Source organism: Saliniramus fredricksonii, from assembly GCF_900094735.1.
GTDB classification, from domain to species: Bacteria; Pseudomonadota; Alphaproteobacteria; order Rhizobiales; family Beijerinckiaceae; genus Saliniramus; species Saliniramus fredricksonii.
This window is the reverse complement of the sequence record NZ_FMBM01000001.1, coordinates 787060-805155: the sequence shown is the minus strand read 5'-3', so window position 1 is coordinate 805155 and position 18096 is coordinate 787060. Positions and strand designations below refer to the sequence as shown.

Genomic DNA, 18096 nt, shown 5'->3' with positions numbered 1-18096 from the left:
CATGCCAATGCCAGTGCGCGCTCATGACGGGGCGCGCTGAATCCTTGTGCCGACGCATCAATTCGTACGTCATCTGGCAGCCACCCGACGGAATGAAACTCTACCCCCGCAGCGCAAACACCACCGTACCCACCAGCAACGCGGCGCCCAGCGCGCGGAAGCGCCAGCGCTGGGCAATGTCGAGGCGCGAAAGCGCGCCCTCGGCGTAATCGAAGCGCTCGTAATGCACGTTGTGCGGCGCGAGCCCGAGATCGAGAAGGGTGTCGGCGGTGCTGGTCATGAAGGCGGTGGGGCCGCAGGCCATGGAGAGTGTGCGCGCCGGGTTCAGGCCATCCAGCGCGCGCGTGAGAAGCGCCGCATCGACGATGCCGCTCTCGCCGTCCCAATCCGCCGGCGGATCGTCGAGCACGAACCAGACTTTCAGATCGAGATGCGCGCGCATCCCCTCGATCTCCTCGCGCCCCGCGAGCCGGTCCGCGCTGCCGGCAGCGACGATGACGCGGATCGGGCGATTTTCACCGGCGCGGGCGAAATCGCGCAAGAGCCCCATGATCGGTGCGATACCGACCCCGCCCGCCAGCAGCAGGATGGCGTCGGCCTCCGCGTCGTCGGCAGTGAAGGCGCCGTGGGGCCCGTCGATCCCGGCGAGCGTATCGGGGGCGAGGTCGCCGATGCGGTTCGTATAATCGCCCGCCTCCTTGATGATCAGGCGCAGATCGCGCTCGCGCGGGCTCGATGCGATCGAGAACGGGTGATCGAACAGGCTCTGGCGGCGCGGCGCGGTGGCGAGCCAGACGAATTGCCCGGCGCGATAGGGAAAGGGCCGCCCGTCGACGCGATGAAAGGTGAGCTCCCACAGGCCACGCGCCTTCTCGATATTCGACACCAGCCGCCAGGGATCGCGCCGGAAGGAAAGACCCCGCCACAGATGCACCACCACGAGGCTCGACAGCGCCAGAGCCGCCAGCGCGTACCAGTAGACCTGCATTGATGAGGCGGTGGCGTAGGTGCCCACCGCCAGCGCATGGGCCACACCGAATCCGACCGCCAGCGCACCGAGCGCCGCGTGAAGACCACGCCAGGCTTCGTAGGGCAGGCGCACACGGTCGCGCAGCACCGCGAGCACGACGATCGCGATAATTGCGAGCCAGGCGATCAGCCCGGTGCGAGCGCGCTCGCCCAGAAACATCATGCCGAGCCGGTCGAAACCGCGTGCAGGATCGGCGAGGAAGGTCGGGACGGTGTAGAGCAGGGGGTGCAGGATCACGGCGATCAACAGGATCCGCGCCGCCCAGCGGTGAAAGGCGATGGAGCGGTCGATGCCGATACGCCCGCTGAGGCCGCGAAAGCGACCGGAAGAGAAGAATTGCAGCGCCATCATCGCCAGGCCGATGATGCCGAGCGCGGTTGCCGCTTCACCCCAGGCATGATTGGGTGGAATCGGTACCCTCGCGGCAAGGGCGAGGCCGGCGGCGATGACGACGAGATAGCCGAGTGCGAGGGCGCGCCCGCTCAGCCCGACCATGGGTGCCGTCGATGCCCGGTCATCCGGGGAATCCACCGGCGCATCCAGCGCTGGACCCTGCTGGTCGCGTATCGGATCCGCCATTCTCATCTCCGGATTGAAAGAACCATCACCGCACCTGCCCGGGGGAATCCGCGCTCGCATCGCCGTCTTCGGCGATCGCATTCATTAGGGCATGCGTGGATGCGGCTGTTCAACCCGCAAGACTGCTTAACCTGCAATCCGTCACCGGAATGGCCTGTGGCGCACCGGCAACCGCGTTCAATTGCCGGCTATATAATCCTGCCAGATCGGCGCGCCCTTGAAATCGGCGAGGAATCGGGCATGTGCCGCGCGTTCCGCATCGGTGAGGCGCTGCGGGGGAATGCGACGCTCGCGCGGGGCACCGGCGCGCGCCTCGGCGCCCAGAACCTCGGCCCGGGCCTGCGTCACGGCAAGACCCAGATCAGTCTGCTTGCCGCCGATCAGCTCGATATAGACTTCCGCCAGGATTTCCGCGTCGAGCAAGGCGCCGTGCCTGGTGCGTCGCGTGTTGTCGATATTGTAGCGGTTGCACAGGGCATCGAGATTGTTGGGCGCGCCGGGATGCTTGCGCCGCGCCATGGAGAGCGTGTCGAGCACGTCCTCCATGCGGATAAGTTCATGGCCGATGCGCCGGAACTCGGCATTGAGAAAGCCGACATCGAAGGGCGCGTTGTGGATGACGAGTCGCGCGTCGCGGATGAAGCCGGCGAAGGAATCGGCGATATCGGCAAAGAGCGGCTTGTCAGCCAGAAACTCGTCGGAAAGCCCGTGCACCGCGAGCGCGCCGGCGGATACGGGGCATTGGGGATTGATATAGACGTGGTAACTCTCGCCGGTCGGGATGTGGTTGATCATCTCGACGCAACCGATCTCGATCACCCGGTCGCCCGCCGCATGGTCGGTGCCGGTGGTCTCGGTATCGAGGACGATCTCGCGCAGCATGCTCTCACTCCGGTTTCCGGCTCACCCGACTTGCCATGATTCTTGCCATGATTCTTGCGGTAATTCTTGCAGTTATCCTTGCGGCGATCCTCGCGCCCGCGCCCGACCGTGCCGGCCTGCGAGCGCGCGCATGATATCGCGAACCTGGGCCCGCGCGGCAGGGATGCCGCGGCTCGTATCCACAATGAAATGCGCCCGCGCCCGCTTCTGCGCATCGGGCAATTGCCGCGCCAGGATCTGCTCGAAACGCTCCGGACTCATTCCCTGACGCGCCAGAACACGTTCGCGCTGCACCGCTTCCGGCGCGCTGACCACGACGATGGCGTCGCAATGGCGCTCGCCCCCGGTCTCGAAAAGCAGCGGAATGTCGAGAACGGCGATGGGGGCGCGGGCAGCGCGCGCCCGCGCGAGGAAGCTATCGCGCCGCGCCGCCACCAGCGGATGTACGATCGCCTCGAGTCGCTTCATCGCGGCATCGTCACCGATCACACGCTCGCCGAGCAGCATCCGGTCGATGCGCCCCTCGCATGCCGTGCCGGGAAAGGCGGCCTCGACGGGAGCAACGGCTTCCGCGCCATAGAGATCATGCACTGTGGCATCCGCATCATGGACGGGGCAGCCGGCTTCGCGAAACAGATCCGCCGTGGTGGATTTGCCCATGCCGATCGAACCGGTGAGGCCGAGCACGAAGGTCATCATCTCATCCTTTGCCGGCTAAAATGTCGGCCTCAACCAAGGCTCGCAGCGCAGGCGTGACCGCCGGGCGAACCCCGAACCAGCGTTCGAAACCGGGTACGGCCTGATGCAGCAACATGCCGAGACCGTCCACGCAGGCCAGGCCACGCGCCCGTGCCATGGCAAGAAATGGTGTTTCCAGAGGCACATAGACGATATCGCTGACGATGGCATCATCGCGGCAATGCGTGAGATCGAGGGGCAGGGGCGGTTGCCCCTTCATGCCGAGCGCGGTGGTGTTCACGATCAGCCCGACCCGGGGCAGGATTTCGGGGATCGCGTCGAAACCGTGAACGCCGAGCGCGGAATCACTCTTTCCATAGCCGGCGAACATATCTGTGAGTGCCTCGGCCCGCCCGCGCGTGCGATTGACGAGGAATATCGGCGAAAGGCCGCGCTCGATCAGCCCTGCCACCACGGCCCGCGCCGCACCGCCGGCCCCGAGCACGAGCGCAGACCCGGCGCGCGCGGCCCAGTCGGGCCCGCATCGGGCGTCGAGATTGTCGAGATAGCCGGTGATATCGGTGTTGTCGCCCCACAATATACCGCCCTCGCGCCACAGCGTATTCACCGCCCCGAGGCGCTGGGCCCGTTTCGTCGTCCGCGCCACGCCGGCAAAGGCGGCTTCCTTGTGGGGGATGGTGACGTTGCCGCCGACGAAGCCGTCTTCGTGGAAATGCGCGAGAAACGCCGCGAGATCATCCGGCGCCACATCCAGCTTCTCGTAGGAACCATCGAGCCCGTAATGGGCGATCCAGTGATTGTGGATCAGCGGTGAGCGCGAATGCGCGATGGGATGGCCGACCACGAAGGCCTTGCGGGTCATCGTCTTCTCCTCATGCCGCACAGCCTCACAGTGCCAGACAGCCTTCATCGCGCAAAGCCGCGAGCAGCGGCATCAGCGGCAGGCCGAGAATGGTGGAATGGGCGCCCTCCACCTGCGTGAACAGATGGATTCCCGCCCCTTCGAGCTTGTAGCCGCCCACGCTCGTCAGCGCGTCCTCGCCTGCGAGCGCACAATAGCGCGCAATCTGCTCCGGCATGAGCGCGCGCAGGGTGAGCGTGGCGCTGTCGATGAAGCTCGCGAGCGGCTTGCCGCCACGCCACAGGCTCACACCCGCATGCAGCAGATGGCTCCGCCCGGAAAGCCGGGCGATCTGGTCGTGCAACGCCTGCATGTCGGCGGGTTTGTGCAGGATGGTCTCGCCGAGCGCCAGGGTCTGGTCGGCGCCGATGACGATCGCCTGCGGATGGTGATCGGCAAGAGCCTCCGACACGTCCCGCGCCTTGGCCTGTGCGAGATGCAGCGCCAGTTGCGCCGGATCCGCGCCCTGCGCGCGCGCCTGCGCCTCGGCGGCACGCTCGTCGATCGCCGCGGGGCGGGTGATGCAGGAGAGACCGGCTGATGCGAGCAGCGCCTTGCGTGTGGCGCTGCCTGATGCCAGCACCAGCGGATGCGGATCGCGCCACAGGGCGCCGGGATCGCTCACGATGCACCTCCAGCCGGGCCGTGACCGTTCGGCAGACCGGGGCGCGGCGATGTCGGCACCACCGTATCCATGCGCAGGGAATCGATCATGGCCGCACGCACGGCCTTGCGTTCCGCGATCTGTGCGAGCAGCTGTTCGCGGGTCGACTTGTTGGAGCCGTAGGTGACGATTCCGACGAGGATCGCGGTTACCGCCACGACGAAGACGAGGCCGTCGAAGCGCAGGATGCCGAAAATGAAGGCGGCGAGTGCCGCCGCGCCGCCGATGATGCCGATCCGCGCGGCGATCATCACCTTGCGGCAATTCTCCGCACGGTCGGCGAGATCGATGATCTCCTCTTCGATTTTCGCGATCCGGTCGCCGATCTCCGCCATGATCCGTTCCGCTGCATGCTCACCGTCTGCGCCCAGCGATACGCGTTTGCGCGCGCGGGTTCAATCGCCTTGCCGCATTCGCCCAGGCTGTTCGCATCATCCGATCAATGCCGGATACGCGGTGCTGAGAGCCGCTCCCAGGGGCGCGCGCTCTCGAAGGCGCGCGCGGCGGCGAGGACGCGGGCATCGGCGAGCATCGGGCCGACGATCTGGAGGCCGACCGGGAGCCCGGCCTTCGAGAGCCCGCAGGGCACGCTGGCGGCGGGTTGCAGGCTGAGATTGAAGGGATAGGAATACGGCGCCCAGTTGAGCCAGTCGTCGCCGAAACGTCCGTCCGGCGGCGTGTTGTGCCCCGCCTCGATGGCGGTGGTGGCGAGGCTCGGCGTGAGCAGCAGATCGTAGCGGTCGTGATAGGCGTCCATGGCGGAGAAGACCATGTTGCGCGCGCTCGCGGCCATGACGAAATCCGCAGCCGCGATATCGCGGCCCTTCAGGGCGACGGCGAGCATGCCGGGATCGAGTTCCTCCCAGCGCGATTCGGGGATGGTGCGCACCACCGACCAGGCGCCGGCGAACCACAGCGTCTCGATCACGCTGATCGGTTCCTCGAAATCCGGGTCGGCTTCTTCGACATGCGCGCCGAGTTCCTCGAAGACCTTCGCCGCCTTCGCCGTCATCGCCTCCACTTCCGGGTCGAGATTCTCGACGTAACCCAGTCGCGGGCTCCAGCCGATGCGCAGGCCGCGCACACCATCCTCGAGGCCGACGCGAAAATCCGGTGAGGGCGCGTGGATCGCGGTGATGTCGCGAGGATCAGGGCCGCTGGTGAGGCTGAGCATCAGCGCCGCATCGCGCACCGAGCGCGTCATCGGCCCGATATGCGAGACGATCGCGAAAGGTGAGGGCGGATAGGCCGGTATGCGGCCATAGCTTGGTTTCAGCCCGAAGATCCCGCAAAAGCTCGACGGAATGCGCACCGAACCGGCCCCGTCCGTGCCGATATGCAGAACGCCCAGATTGAGCGCGGCGGCGGCACCCGCCCCGGCCGAGGAGCCGCCGGTGGTATGGCGCGTATCCCAGGGATTGCGTGTGATGCCGTGCTGCGGCGAATCGCCGAGACCCTTCCAGCCGAATTCCGGCAGGGTCGTGCGCCCGACCGGAATCGCCCCGGCCTCGACCATGCGTCCCACCACCGGCGCGGAAAAGGCCATTCGACTGTCAGCGGATGTGCGCGAACCGCGCAGCATCGAATAGCCTTCCTGCGCGACATTGTCCTTGACCGTCATGGGCAGGCCGTCGAGGGCGCCCAAGGGTTCGCCCTTCACCCAGCGTGCCTCCGATTCGCCCGCCTTTGCGAGCGCCGTCTCGCGGTCGATCCAGACGAAGGCGTTGAGCGCCGGTTGATGGGCCTCGATCGCATCGAGAACGGTGGTCGCAACCTCTTTCGGTGAGATCGTGCGGTTGCGATAGCCGGCGAGAAGGTCGTGGGCGTCGAAGGAGAGAAGATCGGTCACGCTGTTGCCCTCGGTCGATGGTTCTGTGGCAGGGTGATACCTTAACAAAGCCGGCCAGCCTGACCAGTCCGCGTGATGCCGGAATCCGCAGGCAGCGATGCAAGGGCCTTTTGGGCTTTGGTCGCCGGTTCGCAGCGCAGGATGCGATGGCGGGCGAATGGCTGTAGGCTGCCTGCGGCACGACGAATCAGCGGAGCGAGATCTTGGCGCAATCCCCCGGCGCATCCATTCAGGACCCAGCAGAGCAGGACGCGGCTCCGCCTCAGGCACCGGATCCCGAGCGCGGGCGTCGCCGCCTGGGCCTCGCGGCCTGGTGTCTGTATGACTGGGCGAATTCCGCCTTCAACACGGTGATCGGCACCTTCATCTTCTCGGTCTATTTCGCCCGCGGCATCTATGGCGACGAGACTGCCGGCGCGGCCCTGTGGGGCTATGCGCTCGGCGCTGCGGGTCTGACCGTGGCGATCCTGAGCCCGATTCTCGGATCGATCGCCGATCGCGGCGGGCGGCGCAAGCCGTGGCTTTTCAGCTTCATGATGATCACCGTGATCGCGACGGCGCTGTTGTATTTCGCCCGGCCCGACGCGTCTTTCGTGGTCTATGCGCTCGCATTGATGATCATCGCCTCGATTGCCTTCGAGCTCGGCACGGTATTCTACAATTCCATGCTGCCGACGATCGCGCCGCCGCACATGACCGGGCGGATCAGCGGCTGGGGCTGGGGCATGGGCTATATGGGCGGGCTCGGTGCGCTGGCGCTGTGCCTCGTCCTGCTGGTTCAGGCCGAGGAGCCCTTCTTCGGACTGGTGGGTACGGATGACGCGCAGAACGTGCGTGCCACGGTGCTGGTCGTGGCGGCCTGGTTCTTCCTCTTCTCTTTGCCGCTGTTCTTTCTCACCCCTGACACGAAGGCCAGTCCGGCGCCCTGGCGCGAACATGTCTCCCGGGGCCTTGCGGTCTTGTGGAACACGTTGAAGCAGATCCGCCATCAGGGGCATCTCGTGCGCTTTCTGATCGCCTCGGCGCTTTATCGCGACGGGCTCTCGACGCTGTTTGCCGTGGGCGGGCTCTATGCGGCGGGCACCTTCGGCATGAGCTTCGACCAGATCCTGATCTTCGCCATCGGCCTCAATGTCACGGCGGGGCTCGGTGCGGCGAGCTTCGCCTTCGTCGATGACCGGATCGGCCCCAAGGCGACGATCCTGATCGCGCTTGCCGGCCTGATCGGGCTGGGCGTGACGATCCTGATGGTCGATGACATCACCACTTTCATCGTGCTCGCACTCGGGCTCGGCATCTTCGTCGGCCCCGCCCAGGCGGCAGGCCGCTCGATGATGGCGCGGCTGACGCCGCAAGCGATGGAATCGGAAATGTTCGGCCTCTATGCCCTGGCCGGCAAGTCGATCTCCTTCCTCGGCCCGGTGCTCTACGCCACGGCCACGACGCTCTTCGACAGCCAGCGCGCCGGCATGGCCACCATCGTCCTGGTCTGGACCGCCGGCGCCCTCCTGCTCGCCACCGTCCCCGCCCCGAAGGGCCCGCGACCCGAGGCGCCGAAGGCGGTGGTGACGGGTGTGGCGAACGGGGGGTGAGGATGGATATTGATCAAATTCTGATCAAATCGCTTGTGCAGAATGGCGGTCTGACGGACGAGGACATCGCTGCCATTGCCGGAGTGCCGATAGCCGCTCTCGCCGGCTGGAAGAGTGGTCATGCCAAGCCGCCACGCCATGCGCTTATTCTCGCGGATCTGGGTCACGTCACCGAGCATCTCGCGGCGTATTACACTCCGGACGAGATACGCCATTGGCTTCATGCGCCCCATCCGCAGCTGGACGGGACGCGACCGGTCGATCTGATCCGGCATGGCCGCAGCATTGCGGTGTCGGCAGTGATCGATCGGCTCGATGGCGATGTTTTCATCTGAGGGAGCGCGGCGCAAAGCCTCCCCGCCTCACCCGGCTTCCTTCTCCAGCCGCGTCAGCCAGCGCCTGGCCTGGCGTTTGACATTGGCCGGTGCGGTGCCGCCATAGCTCACGCGGCTCTTCACCGAGCGCTCGACGCCCAGTACCTTGAAGATCTCGTCGGTGATGCGCGGCTCGACCGATTGCATCTGGGCGAGCGAGAGCTTTTCCAGCCCGGTCTTCTGCGCCTCGGCCATGGCGACGAGGCGCCCGGTGACGTGGTGGGCGTCGCGGAAGGGCATGTCGAGGACGCGCACCAGCCAGTCGGCGAGATCGGTCGCGGTGGAAAAACCCGCCCCGGCCCAGCGCTTCATCGCCCTGGTATCGGGCTCCATGTCATGCACCATGCCCGTCATCGCCGCGAGGCAGAGCGAGAGCGATTGCAGGGCGTCGAACATGCCTTCCTTGTCTTCCTGCATGTCCTTGGAATAGGTCAGCGGCAGGCCCTTCATCACCACGAGCAGCGCCTGCAGCGCGCCGAAGATGCGCCCGGACTTGCCGCGAATCAGTTCCGCCGCATCCGGGTTCTTCTTCTGCGGCATGATCGAGGAGCCGGTGGTGAACTTGTCGGAAAGCCGGATGAAGGCGAATTGCGGCGTCATCCAGAGCACGATCTCTTCGGAAAAGCGTGACAGATGCACGGCGCAGATCGAAGCGGCCGAAAGCGTCTCAAGAGCAAAATCGCGATCGGCCACCGAATCGAGCGAATTCGCCGTGGGCCGATCGAAACCCAGCGCCTTCGCCGTCATCTCGCGATCGATCGGGAAGGAGGTGCCGGCCAGGGCCGCCGCGCCGAGCGGGCATTCGTTGAGGCGCTTGCGCGCATCCGCGAGCCGTCCGCGATCACGGCCCAGCATCTCGACATAGGCAAGCAGATGATGGCCGAAAGTCACGGGCTGGGCCGATTGCAGATGCGTGAAGCCGGGCATCACCGCGCCGGCGAAGCCATGGGCCTTCTCGGCGAGTGCCATTTGCAGATCCCGGATCTGCGCATCGAGGGTGTCGATCGTGTCGCGCACCCAGAGTCTGTTGTCGGTCGCGACCTGGTCGTTGCGCGAGCGGCCCGTATGGAGGCGCCCGGCCACAGGGCCGATCAGATCCTTCAGACGCGATTCGATATTCATGTGAATGTCTTCGAGCGCGCGCGAGAACGTGAACGATCCCGCTTCGATTTCCTCGAATACGGTCTTGAGTCCGCCCGAAATCGCGGCCACATCCTCACGGGAGAGGATGCCGGTCTCGGCCAGCATCGCCGCATGGGCAAGCGAGCCCTGGATGTCCTGGCGCGCCATGCGCTTGTCGAAGTCGATGGAGGCGTTGATCTCCTCCATGATCTCGGCGGGTCCGCTGGCATAGCGTCCGCCCCACATCCGATTGCTCACGTGCTGGCCCCTCTTGATGGAATGACGGTGAAATCGACGATGACGATGCACAATGACGACCCGAACCGCCCCGCCGGTGATCCTGATCAAGCGATAGCGCCTGCTTCCGGGCGGGGCAAGGTCCCGAAAGCGTTGATCGCGCTGGCCCTGCTCGCCGGCGCGGCGGGTGTCGCCTATACCCTGCTCTCCCCCGGCGGCGAGGCGGTGGCTGAGGCCTGCGCGCCCTCCGTGCCAATCGTCGAGGCGCTGGCGCCGCATGCGCGCGGCGAGGTGGCGGCGGTGAACGTCCATTCCGTGCCGCGCCTGCCGCCGGAGATGGAATTCACGGGGCCCGATGGTGAGACGCTGACGCTTGCGGATTTCACCGGGCGCACCGTACTGGTGAATTTCTGGGCCACCTGGTGCGCGCCCTGTCGCGAGGAGATGCCGGCGCTCAATACCGTGCAGACGGAATTCGGCGGCGATGATTTCGAGGTGGTGGCGATCAATGTCGACACCCGCAATCTCGACAAGCCCCGCGCCTGGCTCGAGGAACACGGCATCGACGATCTGCGCTACCATGCCGAAAACGACGGGATATTGCTGCAGACGATGCAGCGCTCGGGCCATGTTGTCGGCCTGCCCACGACCGTGATCTTCGGGCCCAACAATTGCGAACTCGCCATTCTGCGCGGTTATGCCGACTGGGCCAGCGAGGACGGGTTCCGTTTTCTGCGCGAAGCGCTCGATGGTGCGCGCGGTTCATCTTGACGCGCGCCTGCAACGTTGTTCTGATGCGCGTCTACGCTAGGCGAAGCGGCTTCGTCGCGTGTTGGGCGTCGGGAGGACGTGATGGCGCGGGCAACGGAATCGGGCGCCGATCAGGGCGCGGGCGCGCAGACCGGCATCAGCTTCGAACTCGACGGGCGTGAGGTTGTCGCCCGCCCCGGCGAAACCATCTGGGACGTGGCCCGGCGCGAGGGCGTCACCATCCCGCATCTGTGCCATCGCCCGGAAGCGGGCTATGCGCCGGACGGCAATTGCCGCGCCTGCATGGTCGAGATCGCGGGCGAGCGCGTCCTCGCCGCTTCCTGCATCCGTGAACCGCAGCCCGGCATGGTGGTCACCAGCGCCTCCGAGCGCGCCGTCACCGCGCGCAAGCTGGTGATGGAATTGCTCGTCGCCGACCAGCCGCCCCAGGAGTGCGCGCATGACCAGATCGCGCCGCTCTGGCACTTCGCCGAAGCGCAGGGCGTCGCGCAATCGCGCTTTCCCTCGCGATTCAACCATGAGACCCCGCATCAGGATCTCTCGCATCCGGCCATGGCGGTCAATCTTGATGCCTGCATCGCGTGCAATCTGTGCGCCCGCGCCTGCCGCGACGTGCAGGTCAACGACGTGATCGGCATGGGCTTTCGCGGCGATCACCACCGCCCGGTCTTCGATCTCGACGATGCCATGGCGGATTCCACCTGCGTCGCCTGCGGGGAATGCGTCGCCGCCTGCCCCACCGGGGCGCTGATGCCGAAATCCATCGTCGATGCGGATACGCAGATCGGCTCACGCGCGGTGGAGCGGGAAGTCGATTCCGTCTGCCCCTATTGTGGTGTGGGCTGCCAGATCAGCTACAAGATCCGTGATGGTGAAATCGCCTATGTCGAGGGCCGCGAGGGGCCGGCCAACGAGAACCGGCTCTGCGTCAAGGGCCGCTTCGGCTTCGATTATATCAGCAACCCCCAGCGCCTGACAAAGCCGCTGATCCGCCGCGAGAATGCGCCCAAGGGGCTGAATATCGATCCCGCAAACCCGCTGACCCATTTTCGCGAGACGAGCTGGGACGAGGCGCTGGGCCTTGCCGCCGGAGGCTTGAATCGCATCCGCAAGGATCATGGCGGGCACGCCATTGCCGGTTTCGGTTCGGCCAAGGGGTCGAACGAGGAGGCCTATCTCTTCCAGAAGCTGATCCGGCAGGCTTTCGGCACGAATAACGTCGATCACTGCACGCGGCTTTGCCACGCCTCCTCCGTCGCTGCCCTGATGGAGGGGATCGGCTCCGGTGCTGTGACGGCGCCGTTCACCGATGCGCTTCAAGCCGACGTGATCATCGTGATCGGCGCCAATCCGACGGAAAACCACCCCGTCGCCGCGACCTATTTCAAGCAGGCCGCCAAGGCCGGCGCGCGGCTGATCGTGATGGATCCGCGCGGGCATGCGCTGCGCAATCACGCCAGCGATCTTGTCCAGTTCCGCCCCGGCTCCGACGTGGCTTTGCTCAATGCGATGATGCATGTCATCGTCGCGGAAGAGCTCTATGACCGGCAATATGTCCAGGCCCACACGGAAGGCTTCGACAAGCTCTCGGCGCATCTTGCGCGCTATACGCCGGAAGCCATGGCGCCCGTCTGCGGCATCGAGGCCGGGCGCATCCGCGAGCTCGCCCGCGCCTATGCGCAGGCGGAGCGGGCGATGATCTTCTGGGGGATGGGCGTCTCGCAGCACACGCATGGCACCGACAATGCCCGCTGCCTGATCTCGCTCGCCCTGATGACCGGCCATGTCGGGCGCCCCGGCACCGGTTTGCATCCGCTTCGCGGTCAGAACAACGTGCAGGGCGCCTCCGATGCCGGGCTGATCCCGATGGTCCTGCCCGATTACGCGAAGGTGAGCGATCCCGCCACGCGCGAGCGGTTCGAGGCCCTGTGGGGCTTTGCCATCGATCCGCAGCCGGGGCTCACCGTGGTCGAGATCATCGAGGCGATCCATCGCGAAGAGATCCGCGCCATGTATATCATGGGCGAAAATCCGGCGATGTCGGATCCCGACGTCGCCCATGCCCGCGAGGCGCTCGCCGCGCTCGATCACCTCGTGGTGCAGGACATCTTCCTCACCGAGACCGCGATGTTCGCCGATATCATCCTGCCCGCCTCTGCCTGGCCGGAGAAGACCGGGACGGTGACGAATACCAACCGCCAGGTCCAGATGGGCCGCCCGGCCCTGCCGCCGCCCGGAGACGCGCGCGAGGATCTCGCCATCATCATCGATCTCGCCCGCCATCTCGGGCTCGACTGGGATTATACCCATCCGCGCGAGGTCTTCGCCGAGATGGCGCAGGTGATGCCGTCCATGGCGAATATCAGCTGGGAGCGGCTGGAGCGCGAAGGCGCGGTGACCTATCCCTGCCCGGCCCCCGATGAGCCCGGCAGCGCCATCGTCTTCGGCGACGGCTTTCCGCGCGAGGGCGGGCGCGGCCTGTTCGTGCCGGCGGATGTCACCGATCCGGCGGAATTGCCGGATGAGGCCTTCCCGCTGGTGCTCACCACCGGGCGCCAGCTCGAACACTGGCATACCGGCGCCATGACCCGGCGCGCCTCGGTGCTCGATGCGATCGAACCCGGCCCGAGCGCGAGCCTGCATCCCGATACGCTGGCGCGACTGGGCATCGCGCCCGGCGAGACGATCCGCGTCGAGACGAGGCGCGGCGCCATCAGTCTCCCCGCTCGCGCCGATACCGCGCTTCAGTCCCGGATGGTGTTCATCCCCTTCGCCTATGTGGAGGCGGCGGCCAACATCCTGACGAACCCGGTCCTCGACCCTTACGGCAAGATTCCGGAATTCAAGTTCTGCGCGGCGCGGGTGGCGCGGGAGATTGTTGCGGCAAAGTGAGGTGGGCGGGTCAGCTGGTTTGAGATCGATTCATCGCATTCGCAGCGTTGATCATTTTCTCGATGTGCGGTGGGAATTCTTCGTCTGCATGTCGCTCCGTCGCGAGGCGGAATACTCCGCGCAAAATCAAAGACGTGATCACGACGCTACCGCCAATGATCGCTATTACAAGCGAACTACGGAAATATGGCCCTTGGAAGTAGAATAATATCTGATGGTAGAATACGACACACACGAGGAGGGACAGAAGAAATATAACAAAAATTAGAGAAAACGCAATCATGAAGATACGCATCCATTTATAGAATCGGGTTTCTGACTTTAATTCTTTTGTATATTCGCTTAATACTTGAATGTAGTCCTTATTTTTTGATGATTCCTCAAGCAAAAACTCAAGCTTAGATACTTTGTACTCTAATTCCTTTAGGTAATCATTGTTATCAAAGTTCTTTGCATCCCACTTTTCCGCCTCTTCAGCGATGAAGGCCCCAATCGTGCTATTTTTGTTTTTCTTGCTCTCTTTGTCTTCGCTCATCACGCAATGTCTCGAAATGTGCCCTGATCAGTTTCTGTGGAATCTCAGTATAGGCGCCATTCCCTTCCCGGATCTGTGACCAGGGTGTACCCGGCTCATGTGTCATCTCCGAAAGGCGAAAGGCATGAAGGCCGCCGTAGTGTCTCACCGTCGAATCGAGTAATTCACGCTCCTGATCATCGAGTCGGCAGCTGTAAGGCAGGGCACCGTTCAACATGGCACTCTTCTCACGTATCGGTTGCCCTCCGAACCTCCTGAAGTCACGATATACGGAAGGATAAACCGGCCCGTATTGCCAGGCCTCCACCGGATCCCGGACGAGCGGCTTGCCGAGCAGGGCCCAGGACCAGCCATTGGCGATGTAGATCAGCTTCAGGAGCTGCATCACGGTGATCTCGCGACCGTGTTCCTTCGCCATGTCGAGGATGTGATTGGCGATGGCGCGTGCGTCGTGGCCTCCCATTCTCTCCTCCTCTGGTATGTGGCCGGGCAAATCACGAGACGCAGATATAGAATCAGGGCGAATCGCTTGCAAGTCGACGACGTGACATCCGCCATTTGTCAACCTTTGGCCGTTCTCTTTTAGGCTTGAGACAGGTCAAGGTCGGCACCTGCATTTCATCCTATGATCACATGATTGCGTCGAAGGTGCCGAGGCCCGACAATCGCAACCATGCAAGAGAAGCGGGGGCGCTCTGGAGCGGCATCGTTGCGTCAGCGGGCTATCCGCCCGGCGGAGCGAGGGCCGGAACGGGAAACAGGGAGGACGCCATGATCACCCTCGAAGATTGCATCGCGCTTTGTGATCTCACAGCGGAGGAGGTTGCCGCGATTGCCGAGCATGAACATCTTCCCGACATGGTGGCGGTGACGCTCGGCGCCTATCTGCTGCACGAGCAGCACGGGGCGCAGCGCATTCGCGACATGATGATCGACGATATCCGTGCCGCGGTGCGCCGCCATGATGTCGCCCATGCCCGCCAGCTCGTCGCGGCCCTGCGGCATTTCATGATCGAGCATCCGGGCCTGACCCTGCGCGGATAGGGCCGGGCTGCGCCTGCCGCGCGATTTCAGGCGCCGGAGAGATTGTGACGGCGCATCTTTTCCCACAATGTCGTGCGGGAAATGCCCAGTCGCGCGGCGGCCTCCTGGACACCGCCCTTCGTCGCCTCAAGCGTGGCCGCGATATGGGCGCGTTCGGCCGCATCGCGCACTTCGGCCAATGTCATGCCGATGCCCGCTTCCCGATTGCGCCCCGTCTCCGCCCCGCGCATTACCGCCTCTCGATCCGGATGATCGGGAAACAGATCAGCGACACCGAGCTGCGGCGCTTCCGCGAGCGCGGCGGCCCGGTCGATTCGGTTTTCGAGCTCGCGCACATTCCCCGGCCAATCATAGGCATTGGCCGCCTCGAGCGCCTCCTGGGAGACGCTCACCGCTTCGCCGCGCAGGCGCGGACCGGCCACGGCCAGGAATCGGGCGATCAGCGGCGCGATCTCTTCGGGTCGCTCACGCAGGGGCGGCATCCGCACCGTCACGACGTTGATGCGGTACCACAGATCCTCGCGAAACTTGCCGGCGGCGATCTCGGCCTCGAGATCACGATGCGTGGCGCAGACGAGGCGAGCGTCGAAGGGGACGGGTCGGCTGCCGCCCACCCGCATGAATTCACGCTCCTGCACCAGCCGAAGCAGCTTTGCCTGCAGCGCCGGATCGAGCTCGCCGATCTCGTCGAGGAAGAGCGTGCCCGCGCCCGCTTTCTCGGCAAAGCCGAGATGGCGTTCGACGGCGCCGGTGAAGGCGCCTTTCTCATGGCCAAAGATGGCCGAATCGACCAGTTCCGGCGCAAGCGCGGCGCAGTTCACCGCGATGAAGGGCGCCTCGCGTTGTCGGCTCTGCGCATGCAGGAAGCGCGCTGCGATCTCCTTGCCGGTCCCGGTCTCGCCGAGCAGCAGCACCGGCAGGTCGACATCCGCAACGCGCTCCAGCGTGCGCCTGATCGCGGCGGAGGCCGGTGAGAGACCGAAACTGGCGAACGCGTCTTGCGCCCCGCGCATATCCTCGAGCGTGCCGGCGGCGTCTGCGATATTCGCCACGGGACGCGTGGCGTTGCGCAATGCCTCGACGACTTCGTCGAGATCGAAGGGCTTGGTGAGATAATCGCGCGCCCCGGCCCGCACCAGCCGCACGGCCTGGTCGATATCGCCATAGGCAGTCATGAACAGGGTCGGCACGGCACCGATGCGGGCGAAGATCTCGCGCATCAGGTTCTCGCCGTCGCGATCGGGCAGGCGGATATCGCACATCACCGCATCGGGGCGCTGGCGCCCGACGATTCCGAGCGCCGTCGCCGCGTCTGCGGCGAGGCGGGCATCATGGCCTTCCAGCCTCAGGCGCTGCAGCAGTGAGCGCCCGAGGATCTCGTCATCCTCAACGATCAGGATCATGGCGGGGCGGCTCATGCGGCGCCCTCCCGTTCCGGCGCGGGATGATGCGGCGCGTCCGAGGCGCTGCCGTGCGGCCCTGTCGGGATGCGCACGGTTACCCGGGTGCCCTCGCCGGAGAGCGAACGCACCTTGACGCGCCCGCCGAGATCCTCCAGCAGGCGCATCACCATCCACAGGCCAAGACCCTTGTGTTCGGCCATGGCGGCCTTGCGGGCGCCGTCGCGCAGGAAGGCGACGATCGCATCAGGCATGCCCTTTCCCGTATCCTCGATCTCGAACAATGTCTCATGCGCGCTCTGTGTGACGGTCAGCCCGACCCGGCCTGCCTCGACAGAGACCTTGCAGGCATTGATCAGGAGGTTGAGCAGGATCTGCCGCAAGGCTTCGGCATCGATTGCAATGGGCTGCATTGCGTCGATTCGCCAGTCGAGGGAAAGCTGCCGCCGGCGCGCTTCGGGGCCGACAAGCGTCTGCAGGTCGTCCAGATCCTCGCGGGTGAAGCGCATCCGCCCGCTGGCCGGGCGATAGGTTGCGAGCATCGTATCGGCCACGCGTGAAATCGAGCGCAGGCCCCGTTCGATCAGGTCGAGCGTCTCGCGACGCACCGCTTCGTCCTCGCCGAAACGGCGCAGGGTGGAAACGGCATTGAGCAGGCCGGCGAGCGGATTGCGCACCTCATGGGCGAGACCGGCGGCGAGCTTGGCGAGCAGCGCGTTGCGCTCCTTCTCGCCGGTGCTCACGAGTGCGGCGGAACGCGCATCCTCGGCCTCGCGCCGCGCTGCGAGGGCTTGCGTCAGCGGCCCGATCTCGGCCGATACCGCGATGGCGCGCTGGCCGGCGGGGTCGTATTCATCCGCAAGTTCGCGTGCGATGGCCGGCAGCGGTGCCAGCGCCCTGCGGGTGAAGAGATAGGTCAGCAATGCAGCAATTCCGGCCAGAATGAAGGTCGCGATCAGCGCCGTGCGCTCCATCAAGGCGCGCGCCTCGTGGATTTCCGCCGTATCGAGGGCTGCCGCAACGAGGAGACTGCCTTCCTCGAGGCTGTAGTGCCGACCGGCCAGTGCACGGCTGCCGTCTCTGGCGATGGTGAACCGGAGAGCACCGGGCGGTTCGGCGCGCAGCAAAGTCACGAGATCGGCAATCTCGCGATCATCGCCGTCGCCGGGGGTCAGGACATGCAAGGTGCCGGCGCCGTCGATCCAGCGCAGCCCGAGCCCTTCATCAGCAAGCGCCTCACGCACCCGCAGCTTGCCGCCCAGAAGCGCGCGCGCCGCGTCCGGCCCGTCCGCGAGCGAGAGCGCCACGCCGTCGGCAATGGCGTCAAGGAAGATCGCGGCCTTGCTCTCCAGCGCCCGGATCTCGCGATCCTCCTGCAGGAGCAGCGCGATCTGCGTCGTCGCCAGTGCCACCAGGAACATGGCGAGCGATGCGCCGAGCGGCAGCGTGAGAGTCAGCGGCCAGCGCCGCACGACGACTTTCGCCATGGCTTCTCATGCGCTCCCCTGATACGAGCCCGACGCGC

17 protein-coding genes are annotated in these 18096 nt (G+C 65.4%); 5 read left to right on the top strand and 12 right to left on the bottom strand.

Annotation, left to right across the window (positions count from 1 at the left end; translation table 11 throughout):
- Positions 1 to 100 precede the first annotated feature (100 nt).
- The 7 genes from GA0071312_RS03700 to GA0071312_RS03670 form a co-directional block, all read right to left on the bottom strand.
- Positions 101 to 1609, bottom strand: coding sequence for a ferredoxin reductase family protein (locus tag GA0071312_RS03700; protein ID WP_165603944.1), 1509 nt, complete (start codon positions 1607 to 1609; stop codon positions 101 to 103).
- A gap of 177 nt (positions 1610 to 1786) precedes the next feature.
- Complete coding sequence (gene dnaQ, locus GA0071312_RS03695; RefSeq protein WP_074443653.1) at positions 1787 to 2491, bottom strand: DNA polymerase III subunit epsilon; 705 nt, start codon at positions 2489 to 2491, stop codon at positions 1787 to 1789.
- Between the two features lie 72 nt (positions 2492 to 2563).
- Positions 2564 to 3187 carry a dephospho-CoA kinase gene (gene coaE, locus GA0071312_RS03690; protein WP_074444190.1) on the bottom strand — a complete coding sequence of 208 codons (624 nt, stop codon included), beginning with the start codon at positions 3185 to 3187 and terminating at the stop codon, positions 2564 to 2566.
- Positions 3188 to 3191: 4 nt separating this feature from the next.
- Positions 3192 to 4052, bottom strand: coding sequence for a shikimate dehydrogenase (locus tag GA0071312_RS03685; protein ID WP_074444189.1), 861 nt, complete (start codon positions 4050 to 4052; stop codon positions 3192 to 3194).
- Positions 4053 to 4077: 25 nt separating this feature from the next.
- Positions 4078 to 4716 (bottom strand): Maf family protein, encoded by a 639-nt coding sequence (locus GA0071312_RS03680; RefSeq protein ID WP_238947083.1) that lies wholly within the window; start codon positions 4714 to 4716, stop codon positions 4078 to 4080.
- Positions 4713 to 5090 (bottom strand): hypothetical protein, encoded by a 378-nt coding sequence (locus GA0071312_RS19855; protein WP_074443652.1) that lies wholly within the window; start codon positions 5088 to 5090, stop codon positions 4713 to 4715. Before GA0071312_RS19855 ends, GA0071312_RS03680 begins: the two co-directional genes overlap by 4 nt.
- A gap of 104 nt (positions 5091 to 5194) precedes the next feature.
- On the bottom strand, positions 5195 to 6604 hold the full coding sequence (locus tag GA0071312_RS03670) for an amidase (RefSeq protein WP_074443651.1): 1410 nt from the start codon (positions 6602 to 6604) through the stop codon (positions 5195 to 5197).
- A gap of 203 nt (positions 6605 to 6807) precedes the next feature.
- On the opposite strand from GA0071312_RS03670, the gene GA0071312_RS03665 reads away from it, so the two are divergent.
- The gene (locus GA0071312_RS03665; protein WP_238947082.1) at positions 6808 to 8196 is read left to right on the top strand and encodes an MFS transporter; all 1389 of its coding nucleotides are present in this window, start codon (positions 6808 to 6810) and stop codon (positions 8194 to 8196) included.
- A gap of 2 nt (positions 8197 to 8198) precedes the next feature.
- Complete coding sequence (locus tag GA0071312_RS03660) at positions 8199 to 8531, top strand: antitoxin Xre/MbcA/ParS toxin-binding domain-containing protein (RefSeq protein WP_074443650.1); 333 nt, start codon at positions 8199 to 8201, stop codon at positions 8529 to 8531.
- A gap of 27 nt (positions 8532 to 8558) precedes the next feature.
- Here GA0071312_RS03660 and argH read toward each other — a convergent pair whose 3' ends face one another.
- On the bottom strand, positions 8559 to 9950 hold the full coding sequence (gene argH / locus GA0071312_RS03655; protein ID WP_074443649.1) for an argininosuccinate lyase: 1392 nt from the start codon (positions 9948 to 9950) through the stop codon (positions 8559 to 8561).
- A 39-nt stretch (positions 9951 to 9989) separates the two neighbouring features.
- Between argH and GA0071312_RS03650 the strand changes: the two genes are divergently transcribed.
- The gene (locus tag GA0071312_RS03650) at positions 9990 to 10700 is read left to right on the top strand and encodes a TlpA family protein disulfide reductase (RefSeq protein ID WP_238947081.1); all 711 of its coding nucleotides are present in this window, start codon (positions 9990 to 9992) and stop codon (positions 10698 to 10700) included.
- Between the two features lie 81 nt (positions 10701 to 10781).
- Positions 10782 to 13592, top strand: a complete 2811-nt coding sequence (gene fdhF / locus GA0071312_RS03645; protein WP_074443648.1) for a formate dehydrogenase subunit alpha — start codon at positions 10782 to 10784, stop codon at positions 13590 to 13592.
- A 10-nt stretch (positions 13593 to 13602) separates the two neighbouring features.
- Here fdhF and GA0071312_RS03640 read toward each other — a convergent pair whose 3' ends face one another.
- Positions 13603 to 14127, bottom strand: a complete 525-nt coding sequence (locus GA0071312_RS03640; protein WP_074443647.1) for a hypothetical protein — start codon at positions 14125 to 14127, stop codon at positions 13603 to 13605.
- Positions 14090 to 14590 carry a Panacea domain-containing protein gene (locus tag GA0071312_RS03635; RefSeq protein ID WP_131817695.1) on the bottom strand — a complete coding sequence of 167 codons (501 nt, stop codon included), beginning with the start codon at positions 14588 to 14590 and terminating at the stop codon, positions 14090 to 14092. Before GA0071312_RS03635 ends, GA0071312_RS03640 begins: the two co-directional genes overlap by 38 nt.
- 308 nt (positions 14591 to 14898) lie before the next feature.
- Here GA0071312_RS03635 and GA0071312_RS03630 point away from each other — a divergent pair, with 308 nt between their 5' ends.
- A complete protein-coding gene (locus GA0071312_RS03630) occupies positions 14899 to 15171 on the top strand; it encodes a hypothetical protein (protein ID WP_074444185.1) in 273 nt (90 codons plus the stop codon).
- A gap of 26 nt (positions 15172 to 15197) precedes the next feature.
- Here the strand turns inward: GA0071312_RS03630 and GA0071312_RS03625 are convergent, their stop codons facing one another.
- On the bottom strand, positions 15198 to 16589 hold the full coding sequence (locus tag GA0071312_RS03625) for a sigma-54-dependent transcriptional regulator (RefSeq protein WP_074443645.1): 1392 nt from the start codon (positions 16587 to 16589) through the stop codon (positions 15198 to 15200).
- Positions 16586 to 18058, bottom strand: coding sequence for a sensor histidine kinase (locus GA0071312_RS03620; RefSeq protein ID WP_074443644.1), 1473 nt, complete (start codon positions 18056 to 18058; stop codon positions 16586 to 16588). Before GA0071312_RS03620 ends, GA0071312_RS03625 begins: the two co-directional genes overlap by 4 nt.
- Positions 18059 to 18096: the final 38 nt, after the last annotated feature.

Bases quoted from the DNA above. Each gene is read 5' to 3' on its own strand.
- GA0071312_RS03700 (WP_165603944.1), bottom strand. From the start codon at position 1,609: ATGGCGGATCCGATACGCGACCAGCAGGGTCCAGCGCTGGATGCGCCG.
- dnaQ (WP_074443653.1), bottom strand. From the start codon at position 2,491: ATGCTGCGCGAGATCGTCCTCGATACCGAGACCACCGGCACCGACCAT.
- coaE (WP_074444190.1), bottom strand. From the start codon at position 3,187: ATGACCTTCGTGCTCGGCCTCACCGGTTCGATCGGCATGGGCAAATCC.
- GA0071312_RS03685 (WP_074444189.1), bottom strand. From the start codon at position 4,052: ATGACCCGCAAGGCCTTCGTGGTCGGCCATCCCATCGCGCATTCGCGC.
- GA0071312_RS19855 (WP_074443652.1), bottom strand. From the start codon at position 5,090: ATGGCGGAGATCGGCGACCGGATCGCGAAAATCGAAGAGGAGATCATC.
- GA0071312_RS03660 (WP_074443650.1), top strand. From the start codon at position 8,199: ATGGATATTGATCAAATTCTGATCAAATCGCTTGTGCAGAATGGCGGT.
- GA0071312_RS03650 (WP_238947081.1), top strand. From the start codon at position 9,990: ATGACGATGCACAATGACGACCCGAACCGCCCCGCCGGTGATCCTGAT.
- fdhF (WP_074443648.1), top strand. From the start codon at position 10,782: ATGGCGCGGGCAACGGAATCGGGCGCCGATCAGGGCGCGGGCGCGCAG.
- GA0071312_RS03640 (WP_074443647.1), bottom strand. From the start codon at position 14,127: ATGAGCGAAGACAAAGAGAGCAAGAAAAACAAAAATAGCACGATTGGG.
- GA0071312_RS03635 (WP_131817695.1), bottom strand. From the start codon at position 14,590: ATGGGAGGCCACGACGCACGCGCCATCGCCAATCACATCCTCGACATG.
- GA0071312_RS03630 (WP_074444185.1), top strand. From the start codon at position 14,899: ATGATCACCCTCGAAGATTGCATCGCGCTTTGTGATCTCACAGCGGAG.
- GA0071312_RS03625 (WP_074443645.1), bottom strand. From the start codon at position 16,589: ATGAGCCGCCCCGCCATGATCCTGATCGTTGAGGATGACGAGATCCTC.
- GA0071312_RS03620 (WP_074443644.1), bottom strand. From the start codon at position 18,058: ATGGCGAAAGTCGTCGTGCGGCGCTGGCCGCTGACTCTCACGCTGCCG.